The organism is Tunturiibacter lichenicola (genome assembly GCF_051013355.1).
GTDB classification, from domain to species: Bacteria; Acidobacteriota; Terriglobia; order Terriglobales; family Acidobacteriaceae; genus Edaphobacter; species Edaphobacter lichenicola_F.
Map to the genome: position 1 here is coordinate 1,035,278 of NZ_CP132944.1, position 17,407 is coordinate 1,052,684.

General features: G+C 57.2%; 15 protein-coding genes and 1 tRNA gene. 10 read left to right on the forward strand and 6 right to left on the reverse strand.

Annotated elements, in window-relative coordinates; genetic code table 11:
• Positions 1-85: 85 nt before the first annotated feature.
• The 3 genes from def to RBB82_RS04430 all read right to left on the reverse strand — a co-directional run bounded on the left by def (position 86) and on the right by RBB82_RS04430 (position 3,623).
• The gene (def, locus tag RBB82_RS04420; protein WP_433973911.1) at positions 86-613 is read right to left on the reverse strand and encodes a peptide deformylase; all 528 of its coding nucleotides are present in this window, start codon (positions 611-613) and stop codon (positions 86-88) included.
• The gene (gene aroC / locus RBB82_RS04425; RefSeq protein WP_433973912.1) at positions 614-1,798 is read right to left on the reverse strand and encodes a chorismate synthase; all 1,185 of its coding nucleotides are present in this window, start codon (positions 1,796-1,798) and stop codon (positions 614-616) included.
• A gap of 118 nt (positions 1,799-1,916) precedes the next feature.
• Complete coding sequence (locus RBB82_RS04430) at positions 1,917-3,623, reverse strand: hypothetical protein (protein WP_433973913.1); 1,707 nt, start codon at positions 3,621-3,623, stop codon at positions 1,917-1,919.
• A 133-nt stretch (positions 3,624-3,756) separates the two neighbouring features.
• Between RBB82_RS04430 and RBB82_RS04435 the strand changes: the two genes are divergently transcribed.
• The 3 genes from RBB82_RS04435 to RBB82_RS04445 all read left to right on the forward strand — a co-directional run bounded on the left by RBB82_RS04435 (position 3,757) and on the right by RBB82_RS04445 (position 6,190).
• Positions 3,757-5,091, forward strand: a complete 1,335-nt coding sequence (locus RBB82_RS04435; protein ID WP_433973914.1) for an amidohydrolase family protein — start codon at positions 3,757-3,759, stop codon at positions 5,089-5,091.
• 200 nt (positions 5,092-5,291) lie between these two features.
• Positions 5,292-5,765 carry a MarR family winged helix-turn-helix transcriptional regulator gene (locus RBB82_RS04440; RefSeq protein WP_433973915.1) on the forward strand — a complete coding sequence of 158 codons (474 nt, stop codon included), beginning with the start codon at positions 5,292-5,294 and terminating at the stop codon, positions 5,763-5,765.
• A gap of 20 nt (positions 5,766-5,785) precedes the next feature.
• Entirely contained in the window at positions 5,786-6,190 is a 405-nt protein-coding gene (locus RBB82_RS04445) for a DUF1398 family protein (protein WP_433973917.1), read from the forward strand.
• Between the two features lie 272 nt (positions 6,191-6,462).
• Here RBB82_RS04445 and RBB82_RS04450 read toward each other — a convergent pair whose 3' ends face one another.
• On the reverse strand, positions 6,463-7,443 hold the full coding sequence (locus tag RBB82_RS04450) for a 3'-5' exoribonuclease YhaM family protein (RefSeq protein WP_433973918.1): 981 nt from the start codon (positions 7,441-7,443) through the stop codon (positions 6,463-6,465).
• Between the two features lie 101 nt (positions 7,444-7,544).
• Positions 7,545-9,500 (reverse strand): peptidylprolyl isomerase, encoded by a 1,956-nt coding sequence (locus tag RBB82_RS04455; protein WP_433973919.1) that lies wholly within the window; start codon positions 9,498-9,500, stop codon positions 7,545-7,547.
• Between the two features lie 249 nt (positions 9,501-9,749).
• On the opposite strand from RBB82_RS04455, the gene RBB82_RS04460 reads away from it, so the two are divergent.
• Entirely contained in the window at positions 9,750-11,372 is a 1,623-nt protein-coding gene (locus tag RBB82_RS04460; protein ID WP_433973920.1) for a S41 family peptidase, read from the forward strand.
• Positions 11,373-11,546: 174 nt separating this feature from the next.
• Positions 11,547-11,768: a hypothetical protein gene (locus RBB82_RS04465; protein ID WP_433973921.1), complete on the forward strand. Its 222-nt coding sequence runs from the start codon at positions 11,547-11,549 to the stop codon at positions 11,766-11,768.
• 62 nt (positions 11,769-11,830) lie between these two features.
• Here the strand turns inward: RBB82_RS04465 and RBB82_RS04470 are convergent.
• Positions 11,831-11,905, reverse strand: a tRNA-Gly gene (locus tag RBB82_RS04470).
• A gap of 448 nt (positions 11,906-12,353) precedes the next feature.
• Between RBB82_RS04470 and coxB the strand changes: the two genes are divergently transcribed.
• Genes coxB through RBB82_RS04495 form a run of 5 tightly spaced genes read left to right on the forward strand, consistent with a single transcriptional unit; the run spans position 12,354 to position 17,400 of the window.
• Positions 12,354-13,433, forward strand: coding sequence for a cytochrome c oxidase subunit II (gene coxB / locus RBB82_RS04475; protein ID WP_433973922.1), 1,080 nt, complete (start codon positions 12,354-12,356; stop codon positions 13,431-13,433).
• A 24-nt stretch (positions 13,434-13,457) separates the two neighbouring features.
• On the forward strand, positions 13,458-15,140 hold the full coding sequence (gene ctaD, locus RBB82_RS04480; RefSeq protein WP_433973923.1) for a cytochrome c oxidase subunit I: 1,683 nt from the start codon (positions 13,458-13,460) through the stop codon (positions 15,138-15,140).
• Positions 15,140-15,751, forward strand: coding sequence for a cytochrome c oxidase subunit 3 (locus tag RBB82_RS04485; RefSeq protein WP_433973924.1), 612 nt, complete (start codon positions 15,140-15,142; stop codon positions 15,749-15,751). The genes ctaD and RBB82_RS04485 overlap by 1 nt, the downstream gene beginning before the upstream one ends.
• 22 nt (positions 15,752-15,773) lie before the next feature.
• Positions 15,774-16,640 (forward strand): hypothetical protein, encoded by an 867-nt coding sequence (locus RBB82_RS04490; RefSeq protein ID WP_433973925.1) that lies wholly within the window; start codon positions 15,774-15,776, stop codon positions 16,638-16,640.
• 10 nt (positions 16,641-16,650) lie between these two features.
• Positions 16,651-17,400 (forward strand): c-type cytochrome, encoded by a 750-nt coding sequence (locus RBB82_RS04495; RefSeq protein ID WP_433973926.1) that lies wholly within the window; start codon positions 16,651-16,653, stop codon positions 17,398-17,400.
• The last annotated feature ends 7 nt before the right edge of the window (positions 17,401-17,407 follow it).

Genomic DNA, 17,407 nt, shown 5'->3' on the forward strand with positions numbered 1-17,407 from the left:
CACATCAATCAACCCAACCACGACCGGGTACACCCGCCACGAAGTGGCCGCCCCGCGCGCAGCGGGCCCGTCCGGCAGGACACAATCACCATTCGCCGTTCTTAATCAGTTTTTTAATTTTCCGAATCACCAGATCCCGCTTCAACCGGCTCAGCCGATCGATAAACAACACGCCATCCAGATGATCAATCTCGTGTTGCATCGCCCGCGACAGCAACTCCGTCCCTTCCACCTCAAACCACTTGCCATGCACGTCCTGCGCCCGCACCTTCACCCACTCCGCCCGCGTCACCTTCTCGCGAATCTCCGGCAGACTCAGGCACCCCTCCTCCTCCACCTGCTTGCCCTCCTGCGCGAGGATCTCCGGATTGATCAGCACCAGCTTCTCCTCCGGATTCTTCTTGAAGCTCACATCGATCACCGTAATCCGCTGCGAGATCGCAATCTGCGGCGCCGCCAGCCCAATCCCCTGCGCCGCATACATCGACTCGAACATCTCGTCCGTCAGCGTCTTCAGCTTCGCGTCAAACACCGTCACCGTCTCCCCGCGCTTTGCCAGCACCGGATCCGGCCACTTCACCACCTCATGAATCTTGTTCAGTTTTCCTGTCACTTAGTACGCTCGAATCTGCTCACAATAGCCATTGAAATTTCGCTGCATCTCACGCAGCGAGTCCCCACCAAACTTCTCCACCATCAACCGCGCCACCGTCAGCGCAACCATCGCCTCCGCTGCCACGCCAGCCGCCGGAACCACACACACATCGCTGCGCTCATACGCAGCCTTTACCGGCTCCCGTGTCTCAAAACTCACCGAACCGAGCGGCCTCCGCAGCGTCGAAATCGGCTTCAGATACCCACGCACAACGACATCCTCGCCATTCGAGATCCCACCTTCAATCCCGCCCGCATTATTCTGCTCGCGCGAAAACTTCGTAAACCCGCGGCCATCCTCGGGCGAGCCCTCATATCCAATCGCATCGTGCACCGCCGACCCCAGCGACTCCGCCGCCGTCACCCCACGCCCCAGCTCCACAGCCTTTACCGCCTGCAAACTCATAACTGCCTGCGCCAGCAGACCATCCATCCGCTCATCCCAATTCGCATGCGTCCCCACGCCCGGCGGCAACCCATGCACCACCACCTCGAACACCCCACCAATCGTGTCGCCCGTGCGCAACACAGCATCCACCTCGGCCTTCATCGCCGCTTCACTCTCAGCATCAACGCAGTTCAGCAAAACCTCATCCTTCAACTGCAACGCCGCAATCTCGTCCCAAGTCGCAGGCCGCTGCAGCTCAGCCTTCCCCACGCGAATCACATGACTCGCAACCTCAACCCCCAAAGCCCGCAGCAACAACTTCGCAATGGCCCCCGCGGCAACCCGCGCCGCACTCTCGCGCGCACTCGCTCTCTCCAACACATACCGCGCATCCGGAAAGTCGTACTTCAAACTCCCCGCCAGATCCGCATGCCCCGGCCGCGGCGAAGCGACAGCTTTATGCTTCGTGGCGTCCCCAGCTTCTACAGGCAGTATGTCAACCCAGTTCTTCCAATCGTTATTTGCCAGCACCATCGCAATCGGCGACCCAATCGTCTTCCCATGCCGCACGCCGCTCAAAATATGTGCCGTGTCCCGCTCAATCCGCATGCGCCCACCGCGCCCATAGCCCTTTTGCCGCCGCCACAGCTCGCGATCCACAAACTCCTGATCCACGCTCACACCCGCGGGCATCCCACTTACTGTCGCCACCAGGCTCTCCCCGTGACTCTCTCCCGCTGTAGAAAATCGCAACATCCCGTATCAATCCCTCGTAAAACACACGCTCAAACTTAAATTGTAACAACCCATTAGCAGCGCGCAGAACCGCGCAATGCTCAGCTTGACCATCTAAACGTTTCTTGGAAGAGCACCTTTATCGAACTTCAGAAGTGAAAGCTCTTTGCCATTCGTGACCTTTCAGCTTGAAACTCTTCGATGCTGAAGGATCTGCAACACTAATCTCTTTCACTGTCAGGCGCAGACCAAGCTTTCCATCTTTCATCACGTCAATGCGCCGCGGCACCAACACCCCGTCGTATACCTCGGCAGAGAGCGGCTTGAGTTCGAAACCCGACACAACACTCTTCACCAATTGGCCCTTCTCGTTAAACCAATACCCTTGTGATTTGCCGGCCTCCAACTCACCATTCGGTCCTTCTGGCCCCCGGAAAACTCTGATAGCAGCTACACCATCAACCGGATCGCGTTTGATTCGCCAATCAGACTCCGTCATTGTATCGACCGCAGGAATCGGTTCAATGAACAATAAAACGAGACGCAAGAGGCCCGCTTCAGGACCTTCTGCCAATAGGTAGCGCTTCCCTTCGCTCTGAGACCGCACTAAATGGCTAGTACCAAACCACGCCTCGCGCTTCCATTCGGTCTCGCTGAGCCACGTATCCTCATAACGCCCCGTCTCGACTGTCCCGCGACCAGTTCCCGTCTGAAATTCGGCGCGCAGCACATAAGGCGCGCTTGCTCCCGCCCCCAGACAACTTGCCTTTCGTCCGCGTTCAAAAAAAGTCTTTGCACTGTCGAAACTCTCTACGCCTGCCGGACGCGTTGCGGTAAACGGGACCGACAATCTTCCTATTGCTTGAACTGGTATTCCGTTACGCTCAACTGGCCGAAACTGCATCGCGCGAAAGCCCTGTTCTGCAGCATCTCTCACGCCCGGATTGTCAGCAATCGGACGGATCATCTCCCGAATTTTTCCGCTACGGTCGATGACAACTTCAGTCCACACGACTCCCTGAAGTGGGCCATCCGCGAGAGCGGGCCACGTGAAGGATGACCCAGGCAACAGATTCTTACGCAGCTCGGTCTCATCCAGAACCGCAGTCTCGATAGGCACGTCCCCGCCTAACGCAGCCGCGTTAAAAAATCCGTCAGGCACCGATCCGAGATCTTCGAGAACGTTCACCTTTGCTGTTACCTCCACAGAACCGGACGACACGGTATAAGCAATCATCCGTCCATGGAAGTTTTTAAAATCATGGTACTGCCCGTCCCAGCCGTTGCCACCCGTGTAGAACAACAGTCCGGTCCGATCCATCAATGCCAAATGCCCTTTGCCATCGATCTGCGCATCGCCCATCGGACTGGCTGGACCCCAGTCAACGTTCGTTTGACCCGCCAGATGTCGTATATCAGCCTTCCGAACACGCTGAACCAGAGTCTCCATCGGCAGTGGCACGGGTCGAACAATTGCTACCGCAAGCTCGCGCAACCAGTCTGGAAAATAGTCGCCGTCGTTTTTCTGCCACTGATGTTCGCCATCGACAATCAACACTTGGTGGAAATCCGGTGAACTTACCTCGCGCCGCCATCTGGTCGGTGATTGCCACCATATTTCAACTTCGCCAGTCCTATGCGACTCCTTATCCCGATCAAAACTCGGAGTGTAGATAGCTTTTAAATGAAAAGGTCGCGTGCCAGCTTGATCGAGGGTGCTCTGTTCGACGGCTTTGCGAACCAAACCGCTCACATCTTCAATCTGTCCAAAAGCAAATCTAAGAGAAGCCAAAAGTAGAACCGTTACAGCAACCGGCGACGAGTTTCTTAGCATGAACTTCCTCATTGATGTAACCGACTTGAGTATCTGAAACCTTCGAACCAATAACTCTAATAAAATGAGTTCACTCGAAAGCCTGCCGTCAAATCACATCTTACCGTCCGACAAGCTGAGCAGGTTTATGCGCAACACATCAAATATGAAAATCATCTATAGCACTCTCACAACTGCAATATTCATCCTCACCACAACTCCCTTTCTGCACGCCCAATGCGCCCCGTCCATAGACCCCGCCCTCGCCGCCCAAATCGCCACCATCCCCGCCGTCGACAACCACGCCCACCCTATGCTCTCCCCACCCGACTACGCCACCGACCGCAACTTCGACGCCCTCCCCGTCGACAACATGGAGCCCTACACCGACCCCGCAGGCATGCGCTCCGATCTACCCACACTCCACGACGCATGGAAGGCCATCTTCAACTTCGACGGCAATCCACCGCTCAACCCCGACGCACTCAAACAACTCGATGCGGCCCGTGAAGCTACTCGTCAACAGCAGGCCTCCAACTACTCCACCTACATACTCGACAAAGCCAACATCGGCACCATGCTCGCCAACCGAGTAGCTATGGGCACAGGAGTCCAGCCCCCACGCTTTCGCTGGGTCCCCTACATCGACACCCTCCTCTTCCCGCTGGACAACTCCGTCCTCGCCGCCGCCACGCCCGACCGCAAACAGTTCTTCCCACTCGAAGACGCCCTCCGCAAAAAATACCTCGCGCAGCTCAACATCAAAGCCCTCCCGCCAACACTCGACGCCTATCTCAAACAAGTCGTCACTCCACTCCTCGAACAACAAAAGGCCAACGGAGCCGTAGCCGAAAAGTTCGAGATCGCCTACCTACGCTCCTTCGGCTTCGACGACGTACCCCAAGCCGAAGCCGCGCACATCTACGCCACCCTCCTCCACCAACCGCATCCGAACGAAACCCAATACAAGCGCCTTCAGGACTTCCTCTTCCGCTACATCGCCGCCGAGTGCGGCCGCCTCAACCTCCCCGTCCATCTCCACACCACCTCAGGCGGCGGAGGCTACTTCTCCATCACCGGCGACAACCCGCTCCTTCTCGAACCGCTCTTCAACGACCCTCGCCTTCGCCACACCAACTTCGTTCTCCTCCACGGTGGTTGGCCCTTCGTCCACGAGATTGGAGCGCTCCTCCAAAAACCGAACGTCTACCTCGACCTCTCTCAACAATCCCTCATGATCCCGCCGCACACCATGTCCGCCTGGCTACGCGAGTGGCTCGAGCTCTACCCCGAAAAGATCCTCTACGCCACCGACGCCTACCCCTACTCTTCCTCCATGGGTTGGGAAGAGGCCGGATGGATCGCAAACCGTAACATCCGCGAGTCACTAGGCATAGCCCTCACCGGCATGATCCGCGACAACGAGATCTCCCCCACCCGCGCCACCGATCTAGCCCACATGGTTCTCCACCACAACGCCGAATCCCTCTACAAGTTCTAAAGCAAATTTCCTGTTGCTAAAGAGGTGTACCGGTCATGTTGTTATCATTCCGCAGCGAATTGTTGTCATTCCGCAGCGAAGCGGAGGAATCTGCTTTTGCCTCTGTTCGGGACATCTAAGCGACGTCTGAAAAATCAACCCCAAAGTCGAATTGGATAAAATTAGTTGACTAGGAAACTAATTCAATCTATCTTCTCTCCATGAGCAGAGAGAAGCCAGCCCAACCAGCCGTAAGCGAACTGAGAAGTCACATCGGCTTCTGGCTCCGCTTCGTCTCAAACCACGTCTCCCACGCATTCTCCCGAAAACTCCTCGACAGCGGAGTCACCGCAGCCGAATGGGTCATCCTTCGCGAGATCTTCGACACAGACGAAATACCCCCCAGCGCGCTCGCCGAACAAACTGGCCTCACCCGCGGCGCAATCTCCAAGCTCATCGAGCGCCTCGTCGTAAAAAAACTAGTCTCGCGAAAAGAAGGCAGCGACGACCGCCGCTACCAACGCATCGCTCTCTCCCCCGCAGGCCGTCGGCTCGTCCCGACTCTCGCAACATTAGCCGATCAAAACGATCGAGAGTTCTTCAAGCCGCTCACAGGCAAAGAGCGACAAGCACTCGTCGCGACCCTCAAAAAGCTGGTGCACGCACACGACCTGCACAAGCTACCAACCGAATGAAGAAACAAAGAGGAGCGACCATGAATACCACTGCGATCCACGAAGTCCTAACCGAGAGCCAGGCTGGCAAGCTGATCTTCCCCGAAGTAGTCCGCAGACTCCTCGAAGCGGGCGTCGAGTCCTACCTCTGCGACCTCGCCACCGGCGCCGAAACCTTCTACATGCTCGACGGAAAAACGCACTTAGAGAAGATGACCCTCCCACTGGCACCCATCGCAGAACAGTTCTTCTCAGCGGAGCTCATAGCAGCCATACGCGGCGCACAAGCCGACACAGTACGCTACCCTGAGTTCGTGAAGCGTTCCACCGCCGCCGGCGTCATCGCCTACTGGGCCTTTCTCACCGGCAAAAAAGTCATCTCCTTCGGCCGCAAAGGCGAGTCCCACACCGAAGAGTTCCCACGCCCGACGCACGAGACGAAATAAGTGCCGTGCTACGCCGTGCAAACCACAAAACTATCAACCAACTCGCCGCGCTCCGGCCCAAAACGGGACGACTCAAAAATAAAGTCCAAAAACGTGGCGTATTTTTCACACCGAAAAAAGTGGCTGCATAAGCACCACGTTTACCATGCGAGCCACCACAAATTCACCACAATTTTCCACCCAAAAAACACCCTAAATCCGCAAAACCCCCAGCAAAAACACCACTCCACCACGCCAAAAATTTTTCCCCATCTCCAAACACAAAAATCCGTTTACTCGTCCTTCAAATAACCTTGGCTGTTAAGCAGCGGACGATCCATGCTCCTCACCCAATCCGTCACCTCACCGCTACTCTTTCCACTCGCAGCCGCCGCTGCAAACTCATTCCGCATCGCCTGCATCTTCGCCTCAAGATCATCCAAAGCACTCAAAAGAAGAGCCTCCGGAGTCATCGGCAGCTTCGGCGAACCGAACTCATACTTCCCGTGGTGGCTGAGAATCATATGCTCCACCAGCACCCGCAGCTTCTCCGGAAACGGCGCCAGTTGCTGCACCTTCTCCCTCAACATCCCCTGCGCAATGCTGATATGCCCAATCATCTGCCCCTCAAGCGTGTAGCTAAAGCTGGACCCCCACGAAAGCTCACGAATCTTCCCAATATCATGCAAAATCGCCCCAGTAACCAGCAGATCCGCATCCACCTCCGGATAAAACGGAGCCGTAGCCACGCACACCCGCACCAGCGTCAACACATGCTCCAACAGCCCACCAAGCCAAGCATGGTGCAGCCGCTTCGCTGCAGGAGCAGCCTTAAACGCAGGCCCTATCTGCTCATCATCAAGAAACGCAAATACAAGCCGACGCAGCTCCGCACTCTTGAAAGCCTCAACATACCTCCGCAATTCCGCCCACATCTGCTCTACATCGAACTTCGTAGAAGGCTGAAAATCTTTCGGATCGATCTCCGACTCCGCCGCCAACCTCAGCTTCTTCAAAGTAATCTGGAACTTCCCCTGATACTTCGAGATATCCCCCTGCACCTTCACATAGCAACCTTCATCACAGGTTGCAATCGCGTCAGTGACCTCGTCCCACATGCGCGCCTCAAGCGATCCCGTCTTATCGCTCACCGTCAATGCAAGATACTGCCCACCCTGCTTCTTATCTCGCACCTGCATCGACGTCAAAACAAAATAGGTAGTGATAGTTGAGTTATCGAACCGCGCCGCATCTTCAATAAAAAAGTCTTTCATCACATCCAGAATACCGCGCCGTCAACAATGTCTCTGTTAGCCGCAAAGAAAAACGCGAGAGCCCAAGCCATCGCGTCAATCCATCCGTTCATAAAGAAAAACTACTGTTGTGGCGGCGTCGGAATCGGCGAACCCGGCGTAGCTGGCGGCTGACCGGCATCTGGAGGATTACCCGCAGGAGGTGCGGTAGCCGGCGGCAGTGTCGTGGTATCGCTTGCCTTCGGAGCAGGTGTCCCCGTTCCATGCACACCTTCCATCGGCGTCCCACGATCAGGAGCCTTCGACGGCGTCTCTACAGGTGGCGTAGCGGGTGGCGCAGGAGGCTTGTTTTGCAGCCGTTCCTTCGGCGCTCCCTTCACCTTCACCTTTTTCTTCTTCTTAGCCGTATCGCCGTTCAAACCCAACGGGGCAGCCTGCGTCTGTTGCGCTGCCTTCTCCTCGGCAGTCATAGGAGCCGACGCTGCAGCAGCCTTCTCCTTTTTCTTCTTTACCTTCACGGCCTTCTTCTCAGCATCTACCTTCGCACGATCGCTATAGCGAGTCTTTCCATGCGGAGCCGCTGTAGCTGCCAGCGGATTCGGACCCGTGTCGGACGTCGAAGACTCCTGTGCAACCCCTTCCACCGGTGCAATGGCCGTCCCCGGAGCCGCGGCAGCAGCCGTCGCAGATGCTGCACCCTCTCCAACGTCAGTTCCCGAAGCGGTCTCCTGGGGCCCTGGAGGCAGAGAGTTCCGCGGAGCCTGCCCATAACGAACCTTCTCGCGCTTCACTTTCTTCGCCTTTACGACAGTCGTCTTCCCGTTCTTCGTCACAGTCGAAGTCGCGACCACAGCAGCAGTCGTAGCCACCGGAGCCGCCGTAGTCTTCGCTACCGTCGAATACTTCGTTCCGCGATCAAACCTCTTCTTCTGTTGAACTGCCTTTTTCTTTGTCACCGGAGGCGCATAGGCCGTAAACACCGGCTTGGTCTGCTTCGGGCTCGCACCCGAATCAACATAACCAGCCCGAATGTCTATATACGCCTCTTCACGCAGCTTTGTCAGATAGGCACGCAGCGCCGGCTGCATCTGTTCGGAATACATCGCCTCCTGGATCTGTGGCTCAATATCCTTAATCGGTGGCACACCGGTATCCACGTGGTCGGTCACCTTCAGAATCACAAATCCTTGCCGCGTCCGAATCGGCGCCGTCCATTCCCCAGCTTTCAGGCCGAACGTCTGGTCTTCGAGAACCTTCGCCAGCGCCCCACGCTTATAAAGCCCGAGATCTCCGCCCTTATCTGCCGTCGGGCCGCCCGAAAACGCCTCAGCCATATCCTCGAATTTGCTGCCAGCCTTCAACTTTGCCTCGACCGTCTCCGCCTTGGCCTTCGCCTGCGCCACTGCCGCATCGTCAGCATCCGCGGCCGTCGGAATCAGAATCTCGCTCAGCTTAATCTGCTCCGGCTGCGTAAACTCCTGCTTGTGCGCGTCGTAGTAAGCCTGCTCCTGGCCTTGCGTCATCTGCAGCCGGCGACCCACCTCGTCCCGCACCACCTGCTGCGTAATCACGTTGTCCCGAATACCCGCCTTGAAGTCCTCAAAAGAAACGCCCTGTTGCCGTGCGGCCTTCTCTAGGTCCTCCATCGTATCCATCTTGTTCTGCTTACGAATCTCATCCAGCCGACGGATCACTTCAGCGTCGCCATTAATTCCCAGTTCCTTACCACGCGACAGCAGCAGTTGCTTATCAATCATGTCGCGCAGCAGATTCCGCTGCCGTTCTGCAGCCTCTGCGGCGCTCGCACCCGTCTGCTGGTTCTCCTGCGCAAGCCCCTCTTCAGCCCGCTCCACATCGCTCCGGCTGATGATCTGGTCGTTTACATGCACGACCACGTCTTCCACCACGGTTCCATTGGGTGTAATCGGTTGAGTGACAGGCAGCGTCAGCTGCGGCTGCGGTGCATTCGGAACGCTCAACGGGCTCTGGTACCGCGGCGCCTGTGCTTGCACCACTCCCGGCAGTGCCAGCAAACCTAGCCCACACACCACCGCAAACTGCGAAATTCTCAAGGTCATCGTCACTCGTATCTTTGTCGACATCCGCGATGAAACGTCCACCGCATAACACGCCAGCCCTGTTTCTTTTAGACTCTCCACAGGTTTGGACGGTATCCGTACCCAATTCTAACTGCCACGCCCCGAACAAGCGAATCCCTCTTTTGCAACAGGCCTTGGCTCACCTCCGGATGCTATACTCCGTCAAACTAGGACGTCTGTCCCTGCGCGTCCGCAAGCGCCGTTTCTCTTCGAGGTATATCCAAGCCCATGGCTCCCCGCACCCACCGCGCTCTCTTCTCCGCCACTGTTTTTCTCGCCACCTGTGCCGTCATCGGCTCCTTCATCAACCAGAAGGTCGCCGCCCAGTCTGCCAGCGATGAGTCCACCCTCCGCGACTCCCTCCACTCCTTCACCAACGTCTACTCTCTTGTCGAGCAGAACTACGCCGAGAAGCTCAACACCGACAAAACCGACAAAGCCATCTACGACGGTGCCATTCCCGGCATGCTCCACGTCCTCGATCCCCACTCCAACTTCTACGATCCCAAAGCCTTCGCCCAGATGCGCGAGGACCAGCACGGCAAGTACTACGGCGTCGGCATGACCATCCAGCCCCAGCCCACCCCCAACGGCAAAACCAAAATTGTCGTCCTCTATCCGTTCGAAGGCACCCCCTCTTATAAAGCGGGCATCCGTCCCGGCGACGAGATCCTCACCGTCGACGGCAAATCCACCGAAGGCATGGACTCAGCCGGTGTAGCCACCATGCTAAAAGGCGCACGCGGCACGCACGTCTCCGTCACGATGATGCGCGAAGGTTCATCCCGCCCCCTGGTCTTCGATCTCGTCCGCGACGAGATCCCCCGCCCCTCGGTCGACCTCGCCTTCCTGCTTAGCCCCGGCATCGGCTACATCCACGTCTCCAGCTTCATCGAAACCACCAGCCACGAAGTAGGCGACGCGCTCGACAAGTTCGGCGATATCCACGGTCTCGTTCTCGATCTCCGCGGCAATCCCGGCGGCCTCTTGAACGAAGCCGTAAACATGTCCGACAAGTTCCTGCAAAAGGGTCAGATTGTAGTCTCGCAACGCGGTCGCGCCTTCCCCGACCAGGTCTATCGCGCCACGCGCGGCGAAGAGGGGCCAAAGTTCCCCATCGTCGTCCTGGTCAATCGCAACACTGCTTCAGCAGCTGAGATCGTCTCAGGCGCACTGCAGGATCACGACCGGGCTCTCATCGCCGGCGAAACCACCTTTGGCAAGGGCCTCGTCCAGACCGTCTTCCAGATCACCGAGAACACCGGTCTCGCCCTCACCACCTATCACTACTACACCCCCTCCGGCCGCCTCATTCAGCGCAACTACGACCACGTCTCGCTCTACGACTACTACTACGTCCGCGACGACTCCGCCAAAGCCAAGGACAAGAGCAACCTCGAGGTCAAGCTCACCGACTCCGGCCGCACCGTCTACGGCGGCGGCGGCATCACACCTGACGAGAAGATCGACAACCTGAAGTCAAATCACTTCCAGGACAATCTCCTCGTCCACTACGCCTTCTTCAACTTCAGCAAGCACTACCTCGCCTCCCACACAGTCACAAAGGACTTCGTGGTCGACGATGCGGTCATGCAGCAGTTCAAGTCCTTCCTCAAAGACAACCAGATCGAATACACCGACGCAGACATTGCAGGCGTGGACGGCTGGATCAAGGAGAGCATCAAGAGTGAGCTCTTCACCTCACAGTTCGGTCAACTCGAAGGTCTTAAAGTCCGCGCCCAGTGGGATCCGCAGATCGCCAAGGCGGTCACCTTCCTGCCCGAAGCCCAGACCCTCGAAGACCACTCCAAACTGGCCCAGAAGACCAACACCGCCAGCGTCAAACCCTGATTCGTTCGATAACAGCCCGTTCATAACGGTTCGTTACACAAACAATGGCGCTCAAGTCCAAGCTTGAGCGCCATTGTTTTTTTATGAAAATCATAACGACACATCAAAACTGCCCGGCGACCGGCGGCCCACAAGCTGACGACTTCGCCACCACAGTCGTAAAATAAATCTGTTATGGCTTTCCCTATCAAAGTTTGCGCCATCTGCTCCGAAGAGTTTGAACTCAAGCCCGACAAACCCGGTTTTGCCAATCGCTGCCCCGAGTGCAGCGCTCCCGAATCATCTGATCCCGTCACGAAGCAGCGCATGGACGCCGACGAACGCAAAAACGTCAGCGAAGCAAACGCGGCTCGCAGGCAAGCGATGCGCGAACTCCTCTACCGCAAGGACAGCTAGCCACTCCGCAGCGGTACGGCTGGCAAACACTGAATATGGCGGATGAGGGTGGGTTGAAGATCTGGAGCGGGAGACCGGGATCGAACCGGCGACATTCAGCTTGGGAAGCTGACGTTCTGCCACTGAACTACTCCCGCTTTATGGCTAATTATACGCTGCATATTTAATCAGATGCGTCCTTCGCGGAGATACGTCGAGGAGACTGCAAACACCTCTGCAGCGTGAGTTATGCTATGGCCCGCGACATAGAGCATCGCTCCATCACGGAAAAAAATCGTGCCCGCAACCGACGCTGAGGCGAGCGAACCACTGCGCCGTTGAGAACATGAAGATACCAATCTTGCTAATTGCCAAGGACGAGTCCAAGATGAAGAAACTGCCCCACGCCGTCTTCCCAGGCCAAAATTTTCTCCGTCATTGGTTGACACCGTTCCCCGATCGTCATCATCTAACGCGGCAAATGTCATGAAGCTGCAATTTTTTTTAGAATTACGAACTCTTAACGCTTGATTGGGTTAACATCGTTTCAGACACATAGCCCTCGTTCAACAGTCTTCTAACTACAAGCATCGAGGTTAAGCTGCATTGTCTCTCTCAATCAAATGTCCGACGGCAAATGCGACTGAACCCAGGTTTAGGTTCGCTCGCTTTCTGCATGTCTCGACATATTGCCTGCCTCTTATAGCCGCCACAACATTCGCACAGTCTCCAACGAACATCTTCGACCCCGCTGGCACTCCAGCGCGCGACATCTTCGGCCTCTCCATGCTTGTGCTTTCGATCACGTTAGTTATCTTCCTGATCGTCGCCGGCCTGTTGCTCTATGCGTTGATCCGCTTCCGGCATCGATCGACAGACTCCGACCGCGAGCCCGCACAGATCTACGGCAGCAATCAGATCGAGCTCTCCTGGACCGTCATCCCGATCCTCATCGTAGTCACGCTCTTCCTCACCACCACGCGTGTCATCCTCGGAACCGAGGCTATCCCCAAGCCCGCGACCGCCATGGACGTAACCGTCATCGGCCATCAGTTCTGGTGGGAGTATAACTACCCCAAACTCGGCGTCGTCACCGCCAACGAACTGCACGTACCCATCAGCGATCCGGCAACTCCAACCCCCACATATCTCACCATGTCGTCCGCAGACGTGGACCACAGCTTCTGGATTCCACGTCTCGCGGGCAAGACGGACCTGCTTCCAAATCGCATCAATACGATGTGGATCGATCCCCAGGCGACAGGCCTCTATCTCGGCCAGTGCGCTCAATACTGCGGAACCCAGCACGCGAAGATGCTCCTTCGTGTCTACGCGCAGACGCCACAGGAGTTTGCAGCCTGGATCGAGCAGCAGAAGAAGCCAGCCCAGCAGGAGTTCCCAGACAATCCAGCCGCCACCGAAGGCCAGTCTGTCTTCATGAAGAACGCCTGCATCAACTGCCACACCGTCAAAGGTACCGTCGCCACCGGCCGCTTCGGCCCCGACCTGACCCACCTCGCCAGCCGCGACACCATCGCCTCAGGTCCCATCCAGAACACACCGGAAAATCTAAGAAAGTGGGTCCAGGATCCCAACTCCATGAAGCCAGGCTCGCTGATGCCGTCGATGCACTTAGACGATCACGATCTGGACGTCATCACGGCATATCTCTCTCAACTTCACTAACCCTCTACCGGAAAGAAGCGCAGTATGACCACAACTCCTGTATTGGAAGCAATCGACGAGACACTGGAAACTCAGGGCAAGCCACCAGTCAACGTGGTGTATGAGTGGCTGACGACTGTCGATCACAAAAAAATAGGGTTGATGTACATCGTCTACGCCCTCATATTTCTGGTCGTCGCTGGTTTTGAAGCGATCCTGATGCGCATCCAGCTGGCCTTTCCCAACAATCACTTCGTCTCACCCCAGGTCTTCAACCAGCTCTTTACCATGCACGGCACCACCATGGTCTTCTTCATGGGAATGCCAATCCTCTTCGGCATGGGAAACTATCTCGTCCCGCTCATGATCGGCGCGCGCGACATGGCTTTCCCCCGACTAAACGCCTTCAGCTTCTGGGTCTCCGCCTTCGCTGGCCTCCTCCTGTACTTCAGCTACTTCGGCGCAAGCGGCCTCTACGCTGCAGGTTCGGCTCCCGACGTAGGCTGGTTCGCCTACGCTCCGCTGACTTCCAAAGTATTCTCTCCGGGCCACAGCACCGACTACTGGACGCTTGCCGTCTTCCTCAGCGGCGTAGGAAGCATCGGAACCGCACTCAACATCGTAACCACCATCGTCTGCATGCGCTGCAAGGGTATGAAGATGAGCCGTATGCCGCTGCTTCCCTGGCTCTATCTCGTTATGGCCGGCCTCGTCTTTGTCGCCGTCAGTCCGCTCACCGCAGCACAGATCATGCTCACGCTCGACCGCTACCTCGGCGCGCACTTCTTCGATACCCAGGCCGGTGGCTCCGCAATTCTCTGGATGCACTTCTTCTGGATCTTCGGCCATCCCGAGGTGTACGTCCTCGTCCTACCAGCCTTCGCCTTCGCCAACGAGATCATCCCCGTCTTCTCCCGCAAAGCCATGTTCGGATACCCCGCGATGGTTGCGGCATCGGTTGCGATCGGCTTCATCAGCCTCAGCGTGTGGGCGCACCACATGTTTACCGTTGGTATGGGCCCAGCCGGCAACACCTTCTTCGTCTTCGCCACCATGGTCATCTCGGTGCCCACCGGGATCAAGATCTTCAACTGGCTCGCTACCATCTGGGGAGGCAAGATCATCTTCGCCGTCCCCATGATGTTCATGGTCGGCTTCCTCTTCCAGTTCCTCATCGCCGGTCTCACCGGCATCATGCTCTCGGCCGCTCCGTTCAACTGGCAGCTCAGCGCCACCTACTTTGTCGTCGCGCACTTCCACTATGTTCTCGTCGGAGCGATCGTCTTCTCGCTCTTCGGCGCCTTCTACTACTGGTATCCCAAAGTCACCGGCAAGATGATGAGCGACACGCTCGGCAAGTGGCACTTCTGGCTCTTCCTCATCGGTTTTCACCTCACGTTCGATTTCATGCACATCCCCGGTCTGCTCGGCATGCCGCGACGCATCTACACCTACGAAGCTGGCCGTGGCTGGGACACTCTGAACTTCATCGTCGGCGTCGGAGCAATCTTTCAGGCAGCAGGCACTCTGGTTCTCGTCTACAACATGATCCACTCCTACTACAAAGGTAAAGAGGCCGGCCACGATCCCTGGGATGCCTGGACTCTTGAGTGGTCAGTGCCTTCTCCTCCGCCGTCTTACAACTTCGCCATCGAGCCCACCGTCAACAGCCGCCGGCCACTATGGGATCTGAAGCATCCTGAAGATCCAGACTCGGACTACGAATAATGACAACTGTGACGACCGCAAGCAGAATTCCGATCGACGGACCGATTGAAACTCCGTGGAAGCTGCCCTACCGCGGCAACATAGGCATGGCTTGCCTCATCCTCGCCGAGTCCGCAATCTTCCTCATCTTCGTCGTCGCCTACATCTACTACATCGGCAAGAGCCTCAGCGGCCCAACGCCTGCGCAGGTGCTCGAGCTTCCCATCTTTGGAACAATCTGTCTGCTATCGAGCAGCTTCTTCGTCCATCACGCTGTCAGTTCCCTGCGCAAAGAGAACTTCCGCGCCTGCACGCTCCATCTTGCTGCCACTGTCTTGCTCGGCACTATCTTTCTCATCACCACAGCCCGCGAGTGGTATCACCTCATCCACGACGAAGGCCTCACCATCAAGACCAACCTCTTCGGATCCACCTACTACTCGCTCGTCGGTCTCCACGCGACGCACGTAGTCATTGGTCTCATCATGCTGTCCTTAACGCTCGCATTTTCACTGGCAGGCAAAGTGAAGGAAGAGCACTCAGAAAAACTCGAAGTTCTCTCGCTCTACTGGCACTTCGTCGACGCAGTATGGGTCGTCGTCTTTCTCGTGGTCTACGTCATCGGCAGATAGCTTCTGGAAAGGAGGAGATACGATGCAGGAAGGTCAGTTCACCCAAACCACCCACAGTCACGACCACGAACACCGGTCCGACACCGTCATCCTCCCAGCGCCCACCCCGTGGCCCATGGTGCTTGCGCTTGGTATCGCGCTCCTCATCACCGGCATGGTCACCCAGTGGGTTATCAGCCTGTTGGGATTGATCCTAACCCTTCGATCCATCGTCGGATGGTTCTACGACATCTTCCCGCACGAGGTACACGTCGCCGTTCCGGTTCAGACCGGCGTCATGACGATCTCCAGTACCCGCACCACGCGCGAACAGCTTCCCGTCAGTGCAGATCACCGCCAGATTCTGCCGGTCGAAACCTTCAGTATCACCTCCGGCCTCAAGGGAGGCATCGGCGGCGGCATCGCGATGATCCTTCCCGCGGCTCTCTTCGGCCTGCTCAAATATCACAGTATCTGGTACGCCGTAAATCTTCTCGCTGCAGGCGGCTTCGTCAGTTGGGCCTCTGCCAGCACTGACTTTCTCCGCCAATTTCATCTCGAGGGACTTCTTGCAGCCACCGGCATCCACGCCTTCACCTCGGTCCTCATCGGCCTTCTCTATGGCGCCATGCTGCCCATGTTCCCCAGAAAGCCCATCCTTACCGCCGGCTTCGTCGCTCCATTGCTCTGGACCGGCATCCTCTATTCTGCTCTCGGCATCATCAGCCCTGTCCTGAACGCCCGCATCAACTGGCTTTGGTTCGTCATCTCACAGATAGCCTTTGGCCTCGTCTGCGGATTTATCGTCAACCTGCACGTCAAAGTGCGAACACCACAGTTCCGTTCTCTTCCTTTCGCAGTCCGCGCTGGAATCCACAGCGATCTACCCATCGAGAAAGACGATCAATGAGCAAACCCCAATGAGATCAGCCCCTCACAGACTCGCAGTGTTCGGCGCCCTCATGCTATCGGCTGCCTGTCTCGCCGTCACTGGGTGCAGTCGCATTCCAGGCCGCCCCGGACCAGGCCCCGAAGTCATACGCCCAGACGAAGTCCTCGACTTTCCGACTCTCTACAAAGAGAACTGCGCAGCCTGCCACGGAGCCAACGGAAAAAACGGCGCAGCCATCTCGCTCGCCAACCCCGTCTACATCGCCGTAGCCGGTGAGCAGACCATCCAGCAGACTGCCGCCAAGGGCGTCCCCGGCGGCCTCATGCCTGCCTTTGCCAAGAGCTCCGGTGGCTCGCTCACCGACCGTCAGGTCGCCATCATCGCCCAGGGCATCATCCAGCAATGGGGCACGCCCGACGCGCTCGCAGGCGCAAACCCTCCACCCTACGCAGCTACACTACCGGCCAACGCTAACAACGGTCAGCAAGCCTACGCGACAGCCTGCGCACGATGCCACGGAGCGAACGGCGAGGGCAACGCCGGCGATCCCAATACAGGTGCCGGCAAGCTCGGTTCCATCGTCAACCCAGCCTATCTCGCTCTCATCAGCAATCAGAACCTCCGGAGCCTCGTCATCGCGGGTCGTCCCGACGAGGGTATGCCCGACTGGCGCTCTGACGCCGCGCAACCACTCACCGACCAGCAGGTCACCGACATCATCACCTGGCTGGCCTCCAAACGTACCGCCGAGCCAGGCCAGCCTTATCGCTCTCACTAAACACGGA